This is a genomic window from Streptosporangium sp. NPDC001681 (assembly GCF_040298085.1).
Classification (GTDB): domain Bacteria; phylum Actinomycetota; class Actinomycetes; order Streptosporangiales; family Streptosporangiaceae; genus Streptosporangium.
Genome location: NZ_JBEOZN010000005.1, coordinates 69,527 through 87,391 on the forward strand (window position 1 = coordinate 69,527; position 17,865 = coordinate 87,391).

Here is a 17,865-nt window from a genome sequence, read left to right on the forward strand (position 1 = left end):
GAGTCACGGTAGAGGGCGGCCGGCTACCCCCTCAAGGGGGTATTGCGCGGCTCGGGTGTGTCGCACGCTCATGAGGTCCGCCAACAACGGCACCTCGAGCACTGTGAGGCGGCGTCAGCCTGCTAACGAGAGGAGATACGCGGTGAACGTGACCGACGCCTACCGTGCGAGCCGGGATCAGTTGCTGTCGCTGCGTGGCGAGCATGCCCGGGCGGTGGCCGAGTTCCGCTGGCCGGAGCTGGGCGAGCGGTTCAACTGGGCGGTGGACTGGTTCAACGCGATCGCGCGGGACAACGACCGTCCGGCGCTGGTGCTGCTGGAGGAGGACGGGACCGCGACACAGCGCAGTTTCGCGGAGCTGGCGCGGGCCTCGGACCGGCTGGCGGCCTGGCTGGCCGCGCACGGCGTACGCAAGGGCGACCCGGTGGTTCTCATGCTCGGCAACCAGGTCGAGCTGTGGGAGTGCATGCTCGCGGTGATGAAGCTGGGGGCGGTGATCATGCCGACCACCCCCGCGGCCGGCCCGGCGGACCTGGTCGATCGGATCGGCCGGGGCGGGGCGGGGCACGTGATCTGCAACGCCGCCGACGTGGGCAGGTTCGCCCACGTCCCCGGGGACTACACCCGGATCAGCGTGGGTGCGGCCGAGGGGTGGGCCGATCTGCGGGGCGCCGCCGCTCTGGAGCACGCGCCGGTGGGGCATCCGGGCACGGCGCCGGGCGATCCGCTGCTGTTGTACTTCACCTCGGGAACCACCTCACGGCCCAAGCTGGTCGAGCACACCCAGGTCTCCTACCCGGTGGGGCACGTGTCGACGATGTACTGGTTGGGGTTGCGGCCCGGGGATGTGCACCTGAACATCTCCTCGCCGGGGTGGGCCAAGCACGCTTGGTCGTCTTTCTTCGCCCCGTGGATCGCTGAGGCCACGATCCTCGTCTACACCTACCGCCGTTTCGACGCCGCCGCGCTGCTGAGACGGCTCCGCGAGCTGGAGGTCACCTCGTTCTGCGCGCCGCCGACGGTGTGGCGGATGCTGATCAAGGCCGAGCTGGGCGAGCGCCCGGTCGCGCTGCGGGAGGCCGTGGCCGCGGGGGAGCCGCTCAACCCCGAGGTGATCGAGCAGGTCCGGCGTGCGTGGGGGCTGACAGTCCGAGATGGTTTCGGGCAGACCGAGACGACCGCGCAGGTGGGCAACACCCCCGGCTCGCCGGTACGCCCCGGCTCGATGGGGCGCCCACTGCCCGGTGTCCCGGTGGTCCTGGTCGACCCGGTCACCGGCCGCCAGGTCAGCGGGGTCGGGGAGGGGGAGATCTGCCTGGACCTCTCGCGCAGGCCGCTGCCGTTGATGACCGGCTACCAGGACGACATCGAGCGCGATGCCGAGGCGATGGCCGGGGGCTACTACCACACCGGGGACGTGGCCGCCGTCGACGACGAGGGGTACATCACCTACATCGGGCGTACCGACGACGTTTTCAAGGCCAGCGACTACAAGATCAGCCCGTTCGAGCTGGAGTCGGTACTGATCGAGCACCCGGCGGTGGCCGAGGCGGCCGTGGTCCCCGCCCCCGACCCGGTACGGCTGGCCGTGCCCAAGGCCTACATCGCCCTGACCCCGGGCCATGCGCCGACGAGGGAGACGGCGCTGTCGATCCTGCGCTACGCTCGCGAGCGCCTGGCCCCCTACCAGCGAATCCGCCGGATCGAGTTCCACGAGCTGCCCAAGACCATCTCCGGCAAGATCCGCCGGGTCGAGCTGCGCGCACGGGAGAACGAGTCGGCGGGGCAGGGCAACGGCGCCGAGTGGCGCGAGGACCAGTTTCCCGAACTCGGCCCAACGCGCCGAGTGTGAGGATCGATACCGCCGAGAGCGCGAGACCCGGCTGGCAGGCGATGGGCGGGCCCTGAGCTTGTCGTTTAACCTGCGCGTTGTTGTCGAGCGATGAGGGTTTTGTCGCGTTTGACGGTTTTCCCGACGTCGTGATGCCGGGCGGGCCTGCGGTTGGTCGAGCCAGAAGGACACCCGGGACCGGGCGTGGAGGGTTTCGGTGCACGGGCCGGCAACCGGGAGGCTGTCGCGTAACTCCCAGCCCCGGGCGGTCAAGAGGTGTTCTTGGCGTGGAGAAAGAGCTTGTTCAGGTTGTGGACGGCTCCCAGGAGTTTGATCTCGGTGTCCACGCCGGCGGTGCCTCGGTAGTTGAGGTGGCGTCCGAATCGTTGGAAGAGCTGAGCGAAGCCGGGTTCGACCAGGGCACTATCCCGGTCGCGCCGTTCGGGGCGCGACCGGCGGGAACGGCGGTCGGGTGAGCGAGGTGCTTCACGTCAACCGGCTGTGACGGAGCCCGAAGCCGCCTGTCCGGTGGTTGGCCACCCGGCCGGCGGCGTCGCGGCTGCCTGGCCGTGGCGACCATCCCCTCCGGGGGACGCCGGGATCAGGTGGGCGGCGAGATTCTCCTGAACGGCGGTGAGCACGGCGAACTGCGCCGGGCCGAGGGTCCTCTCGTCGTGCTCACCGGTGATCTCGTGGAAGTCCGCCCCACTGTCGGAGACGGCGTCCGCTCGGTCGAGGCCGGGAAGGGCGGCGAGCACGAAATCGGTGTAGTCGCGCGCGAGCCGGTCGAGTTCAGCCGGATCGTGCCCGCCGTCCGCGAGGGCTGCGAAGCGGTGTGACAGTTCCACATAGCGGGACAGGTTCGGGGCGGCGGTCAAGGTCTCGTACATGGTCGTGAGCTGCGCGGTCGTCGCGGCGGGGTCGTCGGCCAGGGCGATCACGAGAAGGAGGTCCTCTTTGTCGCGGTTCAGGACCGCGGCGGGTAGCCCGGCCGCCTCAAGCGTGGCGAGGGCAGCGCCGAGCCTGGCGGGCAGTTCGGGGTCTCGGTTGTCCCGCAGCAGCTGATCGAGCACAGACCGTTTGCGGGCGATGAGCGCCGCCTGCTCGTCGAGTTCGGAACGCAGTTCGCCGATGGCCTCGCGCAAGCCGGCCGCCTGCCCGTCGAGAAGATCCCTGATCCGGCTCAGCGAGAGACCGAGGTCGCGCATGCCGCGGATGCGCTGCAAGCGGATAAGCGCGCCCGCGCCGTAGAGGCGGTACCCGTTGGCGGCGCGTTCGGGCTCGGGCAGGAGCCCTTTGCGGTGGTAGAGACGGATCGCCTTGGGAGTGGTCCCGCAGTGCCGGGCGAGGTCACCGATCGTCAGCATGTCCGGCGGTCCTTTCTTGCGGGGCGGATGCTCCCTCGTCGAGCTTGCGGAACGTGGCCGTCGTCGCGATGAGCGCGGTCGCGGTCACCCAGAGCAGCCCCAGGGTAAGCGAGGCGGTGGTGAGGGTGAAGAGATCGATGATCATTCCCGTGACGAAGACGGCGACGGGGCCGGCGAGTGAGGAGGACATGTTCTGCACGCTGAAGACACGGCCGCGGGCATGCTCGGGAATCGCCTCCTGGGTGATCACGCCGAGCACGGAGTTGAGGACGCCCATCCCGGCGCCCGTGACGACCGAGCCGAGCAGGATGACCGGGTAGGAGGCCAAGGTGGCGAGGATCAGGACGCCGGCGGCGAGGGTGACGAGGGCGCCCGTCGCCCAGAGCCTGCGACGGGTGTCGCCACCGGTCGCCGCGTACAGTCCCGCACCGGCGATCATGCCGACGGCGATCGCGACGAGGACCGTGCCGAGCAGACCGGGAGTGCCCGCCTGGGTGAAGTAAACAGGCATGACGATGCCCTGAAAGGAGGCGAGAACGACGGCGCACGCGGTGATGAACAGGGTCACCGTCACCAGCCGGCGGCTCCCTCCGATGACGGCGAATCCCGCACGCAACTCGCCGAAGACGTCCCGGAGCCCGTCGAGCCGGCGCAGCCCGGCCGGTCTCGCACCGACCTCGCGCGGAAGCAGGGCGCCGCAGATCGCCGAGACGAGGGAGATCACCGCGATGCCCCACAGCACCGCCACCGGTGGCGCGACCGACATCGCGAGCCCGGCGGCACCGGGCCCGATGATGATCATCGAGGCGCCGATGCCCTCGCGAAGGCCCATCACCCGTTCCAGGCCGGTACCGCTCAAGCGGGCGACCTCGGACACCATCGCCTCTCTGGCCGTCATCCCCGGGATGTCCGCCAGGGCGCCGAGGACGCCCAGAAGGCCGAACCAGCCGAGGTTCAGGCCCCAGAACAGGTCGACGAGCGGAAGCGCGGCCACCGCGAGAGCCGACAGCATATCGCCGACGATCGCGGACGTCCGCCGGCTGACCCTGTCGACGACGAGGCCGCCCACGAGCCCTCCGGCCACGATGGGCAACGCGGCCACGAGCGACACCGTGCCCGCGGCGCTCACGCTGCCCAGGCGTTCCAGCGCCAGCAACGGCAGAGCGATGGCGATCAGCGAGTTACCCAGCAGCGACAAGGCTTCCGCGGTGAGGTAGAGGAAGAGGATCCGGTTCACACGGTCAGCGTCCACCCCTGTCCCAGGGACAAGGTCAACCGGCGCGGACGCGCACCTTGCCCTTGCGTGCCGACAGCCCGCGCGTGGCGCACGCCGGCCGCGGCACCTCGATGACATCCGGCGACGTCGCCGCGCAGCCGGCCGACCTGCGGATATCGAGCTTGACAAGTTCCGAACGGCGCGTAGCCCGGTGAACGTCGGCGGCCGACCTTGGGCTTCTATGCTTCGCCGGGGAGGTGGACGATGGTTTCGGTGCCGTCGTCCCAGCGCCACGGCACGCGGTGGCCCTGCAGATGCACGCCGCCGATCCACCGGTCGATGCCGTTGAGGGCGAGCTGGTCGGCCTCTCCGGCCAGCACCCGCGCCCCGGTGTCGGTCAGGCATACGCCCGTCGTCCGCTCCACGGGGCGGCCAGGCGGGTCGAGACGGAGCAGCGGGTGTGGCCCCGCTGCCATCCGGTCCATCCGGCTGAAGCACGTGATGTCCCCCATGTACGGCCGCGTCTCCCGCGCCCCGGCCCTCACGAAGGCCATCCCGGCATCGGACGCGCCGTCGGCGACGGCGGCCAGCACCCGCCGCTCGGTCAGCGACAGACCGTCCCGCGTCGCCGGATACTCCCGGCTGAGTCGGTCGAATGCCTCGCCCAGGAAGCGCAGCTCGCCCAGCCGCGCGGAGGCGATGGAGCCCAGGCCCTCGGGAGTGGGCGCGCGGAAGGCCGCCCACGCGCGGACGGCCAGCTCGAGCGCCGCCGGGGTCAGCCGCGCACACGCGTTCGTGTGCGGCAGCTCACGCAACTGCTCGGCGGTCAGCTCCCCGAGGCCGCCGAAGCGGGCGATGCCCGCGTGTTCGCCTATGCAGATCAAAGTGATGCGCTCGGGGGGAACGCCCAGATCAGCCAGGCGGGCGAGGATCTCGGCGATCTGCAACTGGTCGTACAGGTCCGCCTCGAACCACAGCACGTACTCCCCGTCGCGGTTGGCTCCCAGGGCCCGGTCCCGCTCGGTGAACTGGCGCATCACCTCGGCGCGCTCGACGCTCTGGTAGCCGGTGAGGTGGTCGACCCTGATCCGGCGCAGCTGGGCCGGCGCCACCTCGGGCACCGGCCCCTCGTGTAGGGGATCGCGCCAGTAGACCACGCGCCGCGCGAGCCCGGTCCCTGGCACGTCGGTGGCGTCGCCGTTGCTGATGTGGAGCGCCTCGGGCATCCAGTCGACCGGGAAGTCGTCCGGCGTCGTCCCCGGGTGCTTGGCGAGGAGCCTGCTGCGGGCGGTCGCGTACGACTCGCCGGTCTTGGCCATCCGGGCGCGCACGTGCCGTTTGAAGCCGGCCTGCTTGGTCATGATCGTCTCCCGCGTCCCGTCCGCGGATCCCCCAGCAATCGCTGCGGCGGGCGCACGATCGACGAACGGTGCCTCGGCCGAGAGGTGGGCCTCCCTTTGCCTCCGTCGGGTGACCCGGCTGGGGCGGGTCTTCGGAGGTTGGGCGCGGACGGTCGCCACCTCTCAAGATACTCGGCGGCCGACACGGCGCGCGACCCCGCCCGGCGATCACTCCAGGTCGCCGTCTCCGGCCCAGTGGGTCGTGGTCCATACGGCGCCACACTGGCAGCGCGTCAGCTCGATCAGCTCGCTCTTTTCGTTCATGGTCAGGCCGTGGTCGAGACGGACGTGAACGTGTGCACTCATGACGGATCGACTTCCGATTGATCATTCGATGCCCCGGCCGGACGACGGGCGCCGATACTCCAGCGTCCACCGGGCGGAAACCAGCCGGCGACATGGGCCGGACCGGGAGCTTTTCGTACTGTCTACCCGAAGTAAGGACCGGTCGATGCGGCTCCCGCGATGTTTTACCCGAGGTCAAGGCATCACCCGAACGGGAGGCACAGGCAGGGCAGGGCCCACACCACGGCAAAGGAAGTGGTGCGGCGAGCCTTGGGCCGACTCGCCGGCCGCGCGTTGTGCACCCCTGCCGGCATGTCAGTCCTGAGGTGTCGCCCCGCCACGACAAGATCGCCGAGTCCTGCAAGGCCGTCGTTGTAAAAGTAATTTATTTTCCCTTTGGCGTGCACGGATCGTGCAGCGGGGAGGCCCCACATGGACAGACCGGCTGCCGATCGCCTGAGGGGCGGCGGGTGCGTCCCGGGTCAGAGATGTGCGGGTGATGGGGATGGCGAAGGAGTCCGGCAGGGCCGAACAGCCGAGGAGCGCGCACCGCGGCTTCACGGAGAACCCCGGCGGGGGCTACGTCACCACGTTGCGCGGGCTGGAGATACTGAACAACTCGCTGCTGAACAAGGGAACGGCGTTCAGCGAGCAGGAGCGCGCGGAGCTGGGCCTGGAGGGGCTGCTCCCCTCGGCTGTCGAGACACTCGACGAGCAGGCGCGCCGCGCGTACGCGCAGTACCGGGCACAACCGACCGGCCTGCGCAAGAACGTCTACCTGTCGGCACTGCAGGACCGTGACGAGGTGCTCTTCTACCGGCTCCTGGCCGATCACCTGCGGGAGATGCTGCCGATCGTGTACGACCCGACGATCGCGCAGGCGATCAGGACCTACAGCCACGAGTACCGCCGGCCGCGGGGCGTCTACCTGTCCGTCGACGACGTGGACGGCATCGAGCGGGCTTTCCAGAACCTCGGCATGGGAGCCGACGACGTCGACCTGATCGTCGCCTCCGACGCGGAGGAGATCCTGGGCATCGGGGACTGGGGGGTGGGCGGCGGGGCCGGCATCGCCGTCGGCAAGCTGGCCGTCTACACCGCCGCCGCCGGGATCGACCCCGCCCGGGTCATCCCCGTCGCGCTCGACGTCGGCACCGACAACGAGGGGTTGCTCAACGACCCGTTCTACGTGGGCAACCGGCACTCGCGGGTGCGGGGGGAACGCTACGACAACTTCATCGACGCCTACGTCTCGGCGGCCACCCGCCTGTTCCCCGGCGCGATGCTGCACTGGGAGGATTTCGGGCCGTCCAACGCCCGGCGCATCCTGGAGAGGTACACCGGCCGGATCCCCACCTTCAACGACGACATGCAGGGCACCGGCGCGATCGTGCTCGCGGCCATGCTGGGCGCCGTCCGCGTCTCCGGTACACCGATGCGCGAGCAGCGGATCGTCGTCTTCGGCGCCGGTACGGCCGGCATCGGGATCGCCGATCAGTTGCGTGACGCGATGGTCCGCGACGGCCTGGACCGCCAGACGGCCACCCGCCGGATCTGGGCGGTCGACAAGCAGGGCCTGCTGATCGACGACATGTCAGACCTGCGCGACTTCCAGACCCCCTACGCCCGGCCGGCCTCCGAGGTCGCCGACTGGAGCGGGGAGAGGGACGAGATCGACCTCGACGAGGTCGTCGGCCGCGTCAGGCCGACCATGCTGCTCGGCACCTCCACCAAGCACGGCGCCTTCACCGAAAAGATCGTTCGAGCCATGGCCGCCGGTGTCGACAGGCCGATCATCTTCCCGATCTCCAACCCGACCGAGCGGATCGAGGCGATGCCGGCCGACCTGATCCGGTGGACCGACGGCCGCGCCCTGATCGCCACCGGCATCCCGATCGCCCCCATCACCCACCACGGTGTCACCTACGTCATCGCCCAGGCCAACAACGCCCTGCTCTACCCGGGGCTGGGACTGGGCGTGGTCGTGTCGCGAGCGCGGCGGGTCAGCGACGGCATGCTCCAGGCAGCCGCCGAGGCGGTCGGCGGCATGGTGGACGTCTCGACCCCGGGCGCCTCCCTGCTGCCCCAGGTGGACAACCTGAGAGAGGTCTCGGCCACGGTCGCGGTCGCGGTCGCGGAGCAGGCGGCCAAGGAGGACCTGGCCCGCGCCGACCTGCGGGACACCATCCAGCAGGTCCAGAACGCGATGTGGCAGCCGCGGTACCGACCGGTTCGGGGGACATGACGGTGACTCCTCCGCTCCCCGAAGGGAGCGGCTTCTCGCTAAGCCGCTTGCGCAGCTTCACGAAGGGCAAGCCCTGCCCTGAGGATGTTGATCGCGGCGTTCACGTCGGCGTGCGCGACGTGCGCGCACCGCTGGCAGATGAACTCGGCTTGGCTGACACGGTTCTCCTTCGCGCAGTGCCCGCACCGGGCACACGTGCGGGAGGTGTTGGCAGGGTTCACCGCGATCATCTCCTTCGCGGCGCTTTCAGCCTTCGAGCGGAGGATCATCAGGAACACCCCCCAACCCGCGTCGAGAATCGACCTGTTCAGCCCGGACTTCGCGGACCCACCGTTGGGCAGGTAAGCGCCCTCGCCATCCGGTTTCGGTGCGGCCCGCCGGGTCATGTTGGCGATCTTCAGTGCTTCGTGCACGATCACGTCGTAGTCGGCGACCAGTGCGCGAGCGGCTTTGTGCGCACCGTCGAGGCGTTGGCGGCGCACCTTGGCGTGCAGGGCGGCGACTCGAGCGACGGCTTTACGGCGGCGCTTGCCACCTCGCTTCTTACGGGCGAGGTCCCGCTGAGCAACCGCGAGACGTTCAGCGGACGCGGCCAGATGGCGCGGGTTGTCCAGCGGGTCGCCGTCGGAAGTCGTGACGAGCGACGCCACCCCCATGTCGATTCCGACGACCGCGCCCGTGGCGGGCAGAACCTCGGCGGGTACGTCGTCGCACGACAGGATCACGTACCAGCGGGAGCCTTCCCGCTTCACGCTGATCGTCTTCACCGTGCCGAGAACCGCGCGGTGCCGATGAACCCGGACGTGGCCGACACCGAGCAGGTAGACGCGGGTGGCAGGGTCGTGGGGCTGGGAGTCCCAGGATGCGCCGTTCTTCAGTGCGGGCCACTCAACCGTGTCGAACCAGCCCTTGCCCTTGAAGCGAGGATAGCCAGGCGTCTGACCGGCTTTCACGCGGCGAAAGAACGCCTGGAACGCTTTGTCCAGACGGCGCAGCGTCTGCTGCTGAGAGCCCGCAGACCAACGCCCCTGCCCTTCCGGGTCGGCTGCGCGGATCTCTTTCAACTGCGCGGACTGGTCGCCGTAGCGCATGGACACTTTCCGCCTGCGGTACGCCTCGCGCCGCTCCTCAAGAGCGGCGTTATACAGGGCGCGGTGGTCGTCCAGGCAGGCGGTGAGCGCGATCTCCTGGTGGCGGGTGGGGCGCAGCAGGAACGTGAACGAGCGCCTCACCGCTTCCTCCGTTCCGCGCGTAGACCTTCGGCGAGGAGCACAGCGGCAGCGGCGTTGATCGAGATACCGGTACGCGCGGCGTACTCCTCGATCTGCCGCTTCAGCTCAGGTGAGACGCGAAGGTTCAGCGACTCACGCGGCGCTCCTCTAACCACAACCAAAACGCTACCACTTCCCGGGAGGGGGAAGCATGGATTCACCTCCGGCCCGAAGGCCGGAGTACCCTCCGCACAAGATCTGATGGTCGGCCGGCACGTGAGGCGGTGACCGCGCTCAGCCCGATCATCGGCTACGACGAGGCCGCGCGGATCGCCCACCGCGCGCTCGACGAGGACCTCGCGCTCAGGGAGGCCGCTCTTCGGTCCAGCATCAGCCAGGCCCTGTACGACAGGGTCGTCGACCCCGAACGCCTCACCCGGCCCGGCGTGGCCGCCGCGGCGGACGGCACGCCCGGCTGAGGCTCCGGCCGAGACGGGCCCGGTCGTTCGGGACACGGCCGCCGCCCGGGCACGGCCTCCGGACGGGCCCGCTACTCGTCGGCGGCCGTGCCGGATGATGCGGTGAGCGGGCGTTCCCTGAGCAGCAGCGCCAGCACCAGGCCCGCCCCGAACACCACCGCCAGCCACAGGAACATCGGCACCAGCCCGTCGGCGTAGGCCCCGGCGACGAGCGCGCGGGCGGCTGGAGGCAGCGCGGCGGCGGCCTCGGGCGTCAGGCGGTGCGGGTCACCGGCCCCGCCGAGCACGGGGCCGAGCCCCGCGGCGACCCGGTTGGCGAACACCGAGCCGATCACCGCCGCCCCGACGGTCACGCCGATCTCCCTTACGAAGACGACCGTCGAGGTGGCGGTGCCGACCGAGGACTGGGGAACCGCGATCTGCACCGCGGTGATCGAGACCTGCATGAAGCAGCCGACCCCGAGGCCGAGCAGCACGAGGTAGGCGGCCAGCAGCCACGAGGGCGTCTGCGTGGTCATCGACCCGAGCAGCAGCATCGAGGCGGCCGCGAGGGCGGTGCCGACGATCGGGTAGATCTTGTAGCGCCCGAACCTGCTGATCAGGAGACCGGTGCCGATGTTCGCCGCGAGCAGGCCGAGCGTCAGCGGCACCAGGAACAGGCCCGCCGCGGTGGCACCCATCGAGTACACCATCTGGACGTACGACGGCACGTAGCTGACCACGCTGAACAGTCCGGCGCCGACCACGAGGCTCAGTCCGCCGGCGACCAGGACCGTGCGGTCGGCGAGGAGGCCGAGCGGGATGAGCGGGTCGGCCGCACGGCGCTCGGCGAGCACGAACAGGAACGTTCCCACCAGTGTGAACGCGCCCAGGCCCAGGATCGTCGGGGACGTCCAGCCGTGGAGCGTGCCGCCCCAGGTGCCGATCAGGACGAGCGCGGTCGTCGTGACGGCCATCAGCGCGGTGCCCGTCACGTCGAGGGGGGCCGACAGCCGCCGCTTCGGCAGCCGCAGCGAGGTGGCGGCGAGGACGAGCGCCACGATGCCCAGCGGCAGGTTGATCCAGAAGATCCAGCGCCATCCGGCGCCGTCGGTGAGCGTCCCGCCGATGAGCGGGCTGACCACCGTGGCGACGCCGAAGACCGAGCCCAGCGGGCCGAGGAACCTGCCCCGGTCGCGCGGCGGGACCAGGTCGGCGACCACGGCCTGCGACAGGATCATCAGTCCCGCGGCGCCGAGCCCCTGCAGGGCGCGGGCCAGGACGAGCTGGACGATGTCCTGGGCCGCTCCGCACAGTGCCGACGCCACCAGGAAGACGACGATCGACCCGAGCAGCAGCGACTTGCGCCCCAGGGCGTCGCCGAGCTTCCCGAAGACCGGCATCGCGACCGCCGTGGCGAGCGCGTAGGCCGCCACGACCCACGACATGTGTTCCAGGCCGCCGAACTCTCCGACGATGGCGGGCAGGGCCGTGGCGACGATCGTCTGGTCCAGCGCGGACAGGAAGGTGACCAGCAGCAGGGCGACGAAGACCCTCCCGAGCCGGGGAGCGGGGGCTGGAGGCGAGGCCGAGACAGGGGACTCGGACAGGGATGAGGAGGAAGGAAGGGCCTCGGACCGCACGGAGGTGCCGGGCATGACAGGGGGATGATCCACGAGAGACTTCTCCGCGGGTCTCCGCTCGCGCTGTGCGGCGGTGACGGCGGCAGGAGGCGCGGCACGGGACATGATCGTCCCGGGCCGACGGGCGGCGATGTCAACACCGCGCCCCGTCGTCCTGACAAGTGTCCCATGCCCCCTTCCGCAACATCCGCCCCGGGTGCGCCTTCCGCCGCCGTGCCGCGGACGGGCGCGGTTCCGTGCCGGAGCCGGAACCACACCGGAACCGTCCCGCGTCGCGACCCCGATTCGGCGGCCCGTACGGGAAGACCTTCCGTGCCGGACGAACGCCGGGGAAGGCCCCTCCCGCGAGGTGGTGGGCCGCTGTGGCCGCCGCGACGGGAACGGGCCTCGCGCGTCAGGTCACCGGTCTCGGTCGTTTCCACGATTCGTGTCCCCGGATTTCACAAAACAGAGCCAGTCAACTGAGAAACACTTTGTTTGTTAATTCTATGTTTCTGAAAACTTCGAGCGTGCCGGGCGTTCGTCACCCCGACGGCGGGTGCCCCCTCCGCGCCACCATTCCCGCACTATGAATTTGACCTGGAAAAACGGACCTCCGCCCTCTGGCGACAGCGTCCGCCTCCCCCGCGCGGGTGACCCGGCATCCACCTGGAGAGTGACGCCCAGCGGGCGAACGGATGATGACCATGTCGTTAGATGTCACGTTGTCCCGTTAGATGTCCCACTTCTTCGTTTCCAGGGGAACAGTTGTGTTGAACACCAGGACAGGCTCGGTAAACGAGCTGACCGTGGCCGAGTTTCTCCTTGAGCAGCTCGACACCCTAGGGGTGGACGCGGTTTTCGGCATTCCCGGCGGAAACATCTCCGCGTTCATTCAGGCTCTGCGAGAACATCCGAAAATCAAATTCATCATCGCCTCTCACGAGGGCGGAGCCGCCTTTATGGCGGACGGGTACGCGCGATCGACGGGAAAGCTGGGCGTGTGCCTGGTCACCGCGGGCCCTGGCGCCCTCAACGCACTGACCGGGGTCGCCTCCGCTCACCGCGACCAGGTTCCGCTGCTGGTGGTGGGCGGTCAGGTCCGGACGGATCTCTTCGGCCTCAGGGCGCTCCAGGACAGCAGCGACCTCGGCACCAACATGACCGCGATGTACTCCCACGTCTCCGGGTTCTCCACCGGCCTGAGCGACCCGGGCTCCTTTCCCCGCATCCTCTCCCAGGCGATCAACGTCGCGACCGGCCCCCGTCCCTGCGCCGTGTACCTGTCGGTTCCCGCGGACATCGCCCGGATGCCGGTCGGGGACGAGAAGGCCGCCACGATGGTCCGCCGGCCCGGCATGGAACTCGACCCCGCCGAGGCGCGGCGCGTCCTCGGGGCGCTCTCGCAGGCACGACGCCCCCTGATCTTCCTGGGGAACGGAGCGCGGCAGGCGTTGCGCTCGAACCAGTCGTCATTCCGGGAAATCGTCCACACGCTGGGGATTCACGTCGTGACCAGCGTGCGCGCCAAGGGTATCTTCCCCGAGAGCGACGACCACTGCCTCGGCGTGCTGGGGACGGCCGGCACCGAGCGGGCGGCGGGCTACGCCGCGGCGGGGGTCGACGCCCTCCTGGTGATCGGCAGCGGCCTGGGGGAATGGGCGACCAGGAGCTTCGACCGCAAACTCGCGGCCGTCTCGTCGTACTTCCACGTCGACCTGGATCCCACGGTCTTCGGTCAGTTCCTCAAGGGCGGCGAGCACATTCAGGCCGACGCGGAGGTCTTCCTGCGTGGTCTGCGCCGTGAGCTGCCCGGGCTGGGCGAGGTGAAGCGGGCACCCACGCTCTCGCCCCCCTCCTCGCGGCCGACGCCGGTGCCGCTCCCCCGCGACAGCGGAACGGGCGTGTCGCCGGTGGCGGTGATGCTCACCCTCAACGACCTGCTCACCGGTCAGGACGACCTGTACATCGACATGGGCAACTGCACGGCATGGGCCACGCACCATCTGGTGATCGACCCGCCGACCCGCATCTTCTACCCGTGCGGCCTGTCGTCGATGGGCTGGTCGTGCGGCGCGACCGTCGGCGGGAAGATCGGTGACGGCGGCCGTGTCGCGACCGCGCTCGTGGGCGACGGCGCGTTCCTGATGAACGGCAACGAGGTCAGGACCGCCGCCAAGAACCGGGTGGGCGCGATCTTCGTCGTCCTCGACGACGGCTACCTGGGAATGGTCAACCACGGGGAGCACGCGCAGAACGGTGGACGTTTCTCCCTGAAGGACGACTTCTACGGCCTGGGGGTGGTGGATCTCGCCCAGTTCTCCCGCGCGCTCGGCGCCGACGCCTACGTCGTCGAGGAGGCCGAAGCCCTGCGGGAGGCGATGGGCGAGGCCAGGTCGGCGGCGGCCAGGTGGTCGCGGCCCCAGGTGGTCGTGGTCAAGACCGACTACCGGGTGAGTCCCCCCTACGGTGAGCGGTTCACCGCGGTGGCGGGGGACGCGTGATGGCCGGGGAGGCGCGTGCCGGCATCGGCATCGCGGGACTGGGATCGGCCCTGCCGCCGACGGTCGCGGAGGCGGTCTCCACCGGGAGCGGGCCCTCGGCCGAGAGCGGGCTGTTCAGCGGGGCCCGCAGCCGCCGGGTCCTGGCGGGCGGCGAGGCGATCGAGGATCTCGCGGTGTCGGCGTGCCGCGGGGCCCTGGAGGAGGCCGGTGTCCGCGCGGACGAGATCGACAGCCTGTACGGATACATAACGGTGTCCGAGTTCCTGAGCCCGAACGGGCTGTTCCGCGTGCACCGTGACCTGGGACTGGGGAGCCACGCGCTCGTGGTGCCGATCAACTGCGAGTTCGGCACCTTCGTCATGGCGCTCGCGCTCTCCTGGGAGTCCATGCGGGCCGGGCGTTTCACCCACGCGCTGGTGAGCGTCGGGGCGAGCTGGAGCCGTCACGTGGACGCCCGCAACCCGCACGCGGGGATGATCGGGGACGGCGCGGGCGCGGCCGTGCTCCGCCGGTCGGAACGGATGGTGATCGTCGACTGGATCCACGAGACGCGCAGCGCCGAGTACGGCGCGATGACGATGGCCGTCCGCCGGGACGCCGATGACGCTGTCCGGCCCGTCTACCGCATCGAGCCCGACGCGGGGGTGGGGGCGTTCCGGTCCACGGGGATGGACGGGCCGCCGGACCTGATCCGGAGGCTGCTCGGGCGTCACGGGATCGACGCCGGGGAGGTGACCGTGATCGGCCACCAGGCCTCCGACGTTCTACTGGAGCACTGGCGGGATCGCCTGCGTCCGGCCCGCTACCACGACACGCTGAGCGACTACGGCAACCTCACCGTCGCCTCCGCGGCGGTGACGCTCGTCGCCGCCGCCGACGTCATCGACACGCCGTACCTGGTCTTGTTCGGCGTGGGGATCGGCTCCTACCAGATCGCGCTGTTGATCAGGAGATGAGAGACGGCAGGGCGCCGCGTGGCGCCTCGAAGGCCACCCCGGCCGGTCTTCGCCGGCGCCCGAGTCGTCGCCCCGGTCACAGGACGGGGTGATCCGACCGGCAAGGCGCGAGAGCCCCCGGGGGGCGACGTCCGAGGAGGCGCCGGCCGGGAGGAAACGATCCCGGCCACGCCGCAAGCTCCGACGTCAACACGCCGTGGTCGGCAGAAGCTCGTCCGGCTGCCCGAGTATGAGGACCTCACGGGTGAACGCCATCCGGTACGTGCCGATGAAGACGTGCTCGTCGGGCAGCAGGATGCCCTTTTTGGCCTGGAGCAGCGCCATATGGTCGGACACCGGGTTGTCGACGGCCAGTTCGGCGATGCCGTCGTAGGCGGGGGCCTCATAGGGTGACCAGCCGCGGAAGTCGGCGGCCAGGCCGACGTTGGTCGTGTAGCGGACGAGCGTGTCGCCGAGAACGTCCCGGACGAGGGGCATGTGCCGCTCGCGCCAGTGGGCCGCCGTCTGCGCCGGGGTCATGTCGGGCCGGCGTGCCAGCATGAACAGCACCTTGACGCCGCGGTGGGCACGCGCCCTGTCGACGTGGACCTGCTGGTCGGTGGCCATGTGCTGAAAGGTACCCATGAAGTCTCGCTCGCCGTCGCGCAGTCGGCCGGACGCCTCGGCGACCAGAGCGGCGAGCTCGGCCGGGTCGTCGACGTCGTACCAGCCTTCGGCGACGCCGTCCCAGGCGGGAGCCTCATCCGGGGCCCAGCCGGAGTAGTCGGCAGGCATCCCGACATTGCACGCGTAGCGCAATAACCGTTTGCCATACGCCTGCACCACCTTCGGGGCGTGCACCCGCGTCCAGTAGTCGACGGCTTCCTCGTGGGTCAGGTCGAGACGTCGGTTCCACAGCGTGAACAGCTTGATCACATCGCACTCCTGTCGGTGTTCGCCGGCGGGGACGGCATGGGTGGTCTGGGTACTTCCCGGTACCGGGAAGGTCGCGAGGCGCCGGGCGGGTGAGAACCGAGACACGCGGGCGGCGACCGGCTCGACCGGTCGCCGCCGGCACGTGCTCACGACCGGTGCGTCCGCTCCCCCGTGAGCCGTTCGCGCAGCCGGAACTTCTGCACCTTGCCCGACGCCGTGAGCGGCAACGCCTCGACGACGGACCACTGCTTCGGGACCTTGTGGCGAGCGAGCCTGGCCAGGCAGTACTCGCGCAACCCCGCCACGTCCGGCGTACGACCGGGCGCCGGGCGGACGAAGGCGGCGACCTGCTCGCCCCACGTGTCGTCCGGCACCCCGACGACGGCGACGTCGGCCACGTCGGGATGCTGGAAGATGACGTTCTCGATCTCGCGGGGGTAGATGTTCTCGCCACCCCGGATGATCATTTCCTTGAGGCGTCCCTCGATGCGGCAGTAGCCGCGCTCGTCCATACTGGCCAGGTCGCCGGTGTGCAGCCAGCCGTCGGCGTCGATGGCCGACATGGTGGCTACGGCGTCGTCGAAGTAACCCGTCATGACGTGATACCCGCGGGTGCACAGCTCTCCGACGGTGTTGACGGGGAGGGTCGTGCCGTCGGAGGGATCGACGATGCGCACCTCGGTGTGGGGCAGGGGCCGGCCGAGGGTCTCCATCCGGTCCTGCCGGCCGTCCTCGGACGAGGTCGCGGTGATGACCGGCGACGCCTCCGTCTGGGCGAAGAGGACGCTGACGACCGCGGGGGTCCGGGTCTCGATACGCCGGACGAGTTCAGGCGGTACCACGGCCCCCCCGGAGATCACCCGGGCCAGCCTGGACAGGTCCGTACGGGCGAACTCCGGGTGGTCCAGCATCCCGATGAGCATGGTGGGCACGCCGATGAGCGTGTCCGCGGTCTCGGACTCGACGAGATGCAGCATGAGCGCCGGGTCGAAGGCGGACGGGAGCACGAGCGTCCCGCGAACGGCGAGTGCGCCGAGCACGCTCACCACGCAGCCCGCGGTGTGGAACAGCGGCATCGGGCTCACCTGCACCCCGCCGGGGGTGAGCCGGCATCGCTCGGCGTAGAGGCGGGCGTTGTTGACGATCCCGCGATGGTGCAGGACCGCGCCCTTCGGGGTCCCGGTGGTTCCCGAGGTGTACTGCACCTGCGCGGCGCTGCCCGGGTCGACCTGGGGAAGCGGGGTGTCCGGCCGCCCCACCGGCAGGAACCGGTCCCAGTCCGCGAAGCTGACGACCTCCCGCAGGGCGGGCAGGTCCGGACGTACCCTCGCCAGGGTCCCGGCGAGGTCGGAGCCACGGTAGCCGGGAATCAGGAACACCCCGGCCGCCCGGGACTGCCTGAGGACGTGACGCAGTTCCTCCGCGCGCAGCGCCGGGTTGACGGTGACGATGGTGACGCCGGCGAGCGCGGCACCGTACTCAAGGAGCACCCACTCGGGCCGGTTGTCGGCCCAGACGGCGACTCGCTCGCCGGGCTCGAAACGGGTGAGCAGCCCGTGAGCGACGGCCTCCGCCTGCTCAAGCAGTTGTGCGAACGTCCACCGGCGGCGTCGTGCCGCGTCGGGTACGCCCTCGACGAGGGCGACGGAGCCGGGGCTGTCCTGCGCCGCGGCGCGAAGCGCGGCGCCGACGGTGAGGTCGGCGAGCGGCGACGTCACCTCGGCGGACCACCAGGATCGGGTCAGCGGCCTCGGCTCTCCCGCCTCGCCGGCCGGGTGCGCGTACGGTGTGGGAGTCATCGCGGAATCTCCATCTGAGTCTGGCGGGCCTGTTCGGAGGCCGGGGTGGTGGGGGT

The 17,865-nt window shown here is 70.3% G+C and carries 15 protein-coding genes; 5 read left to right on the forward strand and 10 right to left on the reverse strand.

Translation table 11 applies throughout. The features are described 5' to 3' along the window. The first annotated feature begins 142 nt into the window (after nt 1-142). On the forward strand, nt 143-1,852 hold the full coding sequence (locus ABT130_RS03525) for an AMP-binding protein (protein WP_350916602.1): 1,710 nt from the start codon (nt 143-145) through the stop codon (nt 1,850-1,852). 248 nt (nt 1,853-2,100) lie between these two features. On the opposite strand, the gene ABT130_RS47715 is transcribed toward ABT130_RS03525, so the two are convergent. The 5 genes from ABT130_RS47715 to ABT130_RS03550 all read right to left on the reverse strand — a co-directional run bounded on the left by ABT130_RS47715 (nt 2,101) and on the right by ABT130_RS03550 (nt 6,120). Beyond that, nucleotides 2,101-2,250: a hypothetical protein gene (locus ABT130_RS47715; protein ID WP_502992069.1), complete on the reverse strand. Its 150-nt coding sequence runs from the start codon at nt 2,248-2,250 to the stop codon at nt 2,101-2,103. A 72-nt stretch (nt 2,251-2,322) separates the two neighbouring features. After that, on the reverse strand, nt 2,323-3,198 hold the full coding sequence (locus tag ABT130_RS03535; protein WP_350952506.1) for a MerR family transcriptional regulator: 876 nt from the start codon (nt 3,196-3,198) through the stop codon (nt 2,323-2,325). Further along, nucleotides 3,182-4,435 (reverse strand): MFS transporter, encoded by a 1,254-nt coding sequence (locus ABT130_RS03540; protein ID WP_350952508.1) that lies wholly within the window; start codon nt 4,433-4,435, stop codon nt 3,182-3,184. Before ABT130_RS03540 ends, ABT130_RS03535 begins: the two co-directional genes overlap by 17 nt. A 218-nt stretch (nt 4,436-4,653) precedes the next feature. Further along, nucleotides 4,654-5,775, reverse strand: a complete 1,122-nt coding sequence (locus ABT130_RS03545) for a Rossmann-fold NAD(P)-binding domain-containing protein (RefSeq protein ID WP_350952510.1) — start codon at nt 5,773-5,775, stop codon at nt 4,654-4,656. A 207-nt stretch (nt 5,776-5,982) separates the two neighbouring features. Next, on the reverse strand, nt 5,983-6,120 hold the full coding sequence (locus tag ABT130_RS03550) for a hypothetical protein (RefSeq protein WP_350952512.1): 138 nt from the start codon (nt 6,118-6,120) through the stop codon (nt 5,983-5,985). Nucleotides 6,121-6,604: 484 nt separating this feature from the next. On the opposite strand from ABT130_RS03550, the gene ABT130_RS03555 reads away from it, so the two are divergent. Further along, complete coding sequence (locus ABT130_RS03555; protein ID WP_350952514.1) at nt 6,605-8,344, forward strand: NAD-dependent malic enzyme; 1,740 nt, start codon at nt 6,605-6,607, stop codon at nt 8,342-8,344. 38 nt (nt 8,345-8,382) lie between these two features. Here ABT130_RS03555 and ABT130_RS03560 read toward each other — a convergent pair whose 3' ends face one another. Further along, a complete protein-coding gene (locus tag ABT130_RS03560) occupies nt 8,383-9,576 on the reverse strand; it encodes an RNA-guided endonuclease InsQ/TnpB family protein (RefSeq protein ID WP_350952516.1) in 1,194 nt (397 codons plus the stop codon). Then, on the reverse strand, nt 9,573-9,731 hold the full coding sequence (locus ABT130_RS03565) for a toxin-antitoxin system HicB family antitoxin (RefSeq protein ID WP_350952518.1): 159 nt from the start codon (nt 9,729-9,731) through the stop codon (nt 9,573-9,575). The genes ABT130_RS03560 and ABT130_RS03565 overlap by 4 nt, the downstream gene beginning before the upstream one ends. Before the next feature lie 108 nt (nt 9,732-9,839). Between ABT130_RS03565 and ABT130_RS03570 the strand changes: the two genes are divergently transcribed. Further along, a complete protein-coding gene (locus ABT130_RS03570; RefSeq protein ID WP_350952520.1) occupies nt 9,840-10,034 on the forward strand; it encodes a hypothetical protein in 195 nt (64 codons plus the stop codon). Between the two features lie 71 nt (nt 10,035-10,105). Here ABT130_RS03570 and ABT130_RS03575 read toward each other — a convergent pair whose 3' ends face one another. Next, nucleotides 10,106-11,689 (reverse strand): MDR family MFS transporter, encoded by a 1,584-nt coding sequence (locus tag ABT130_RS03575; RefSeq protein WP_350952522.1) that lies wholly within the window; start codon nt 11,687-11,689, stop codon nt 10,106-10,108. Between the two features lie 719 nt (nt 11,690-12,408). Here ABT130_RS03575 and ABT130_RS03580 point away from each other — a divergent pair. Together ABT130_RS03580 and ABT130_RS03585 are read left to right on the forward strand one after the other, a co-directional pair. Continuing rightward, entirely contained in the window at nt 12,409-14,139 is a 1,731-nt protein-coding gene (locus ABT130_RS03580; protein WP_350952524.1) for a thiamine pyrophosphate-binding protein, read from the forward strand. After that, nucleotides 14,139-15,095: a hypothetical protein gene (locus ABT130_RS03585; RefSeq protein WP_350952526.1), complete on the forward strand. Its 957-nt coding sequence runs from the start codon at nt 14,139-14,141 to the stop codon at nt 15,093-15,095. Before ABT130_RS03580 ends, ABT130_RS03585 begins: the two co-directional genes overlap by 1 nt. A 186-nt stretch (nt 15,096-15,281) precedes the next feature. Here ABT130_RS03585 and ABT130_RS03590 read toward each other — a convergent pair whose 3' ends face one another. Both ABT130_RS03590 and ABT130_RS03595 read right to left on the reverse strand, forming a co-directional pair. Beyond that, nucleotides 15,282-16,010: an EthD domain-containing protein gene (locus ABT130_RS03590; RefSeq protein ID WP_350952528.1), complete on the reverse strand. Its 729-nt coding sequence runs from the start codon at nt 16,008-16,010 to the stop codon at nt 15,282-15,284. A gap of 146 nt (nt 16,011-16,156) precedes the next feature. Further along, nucleotides 16,157-17,809 (reverse strand): AMP-binding protein, encoded by a 1,653-nt coding sequence (locus ABT130_RS03595; protein ID WP_350952530.1) that lies wholly within the window; start codon nt 17,807-17,809, stop codon nt 16,157-16,159. Between the last annotated feature and the right edge of the window lie 56 nt (nt 17,810-17,865).

What these genes read in the sequence shown, in the direction of transcription:
- ABT130_RS03545 (WP_350952510.1), bottom strand. Translation starts at nt 5,775, where the DNA reads ATGACCAAGCAGGCCGGCTTCAAACGGCACGTGCGCGCCCGGATGGCC.
- ABT130_RS03550 (WP_350952512.1), bottom strand. Translation starts at nt 6,120, where the DNA reads ATGAGTGCACACGTTCACGTCCGTCTCGACCACGGCCTGACCATGAAC.
- ABT130_RS03535 (WP_350952506.1), bottom strand. Translation starts at nt 3,198, where the DNA reads ATGCTGACGATCGGTGACCTCGCCCGGCACTGCGGGACCACTCCCAAG.
- ABT130_RS03585 (WP_350952526.1), top strand. Translation starts at nt 14,139, where the DNA reads ATGGCCGGGGAGGCGCGTGCCGGCATCGGCATCGCGGGACTGGGATCG.
- ABT130_RS03555 (WP_350952514.1), top strand. Translation starts at nt 6,605, where the DNA reads ATGGCGAAGGAGTCCGGCAGGGCCGAACAGCCGAGGAGCGCGCACCGC.
- ABT130_RS03595 (WP_350952530.1), bottom strand. Translation starts at nt 17,809, where the DNA reads ATGACTCCCACACCGTACGCGCACCCGGCCGGCGAGGCGGGAGAGCCG.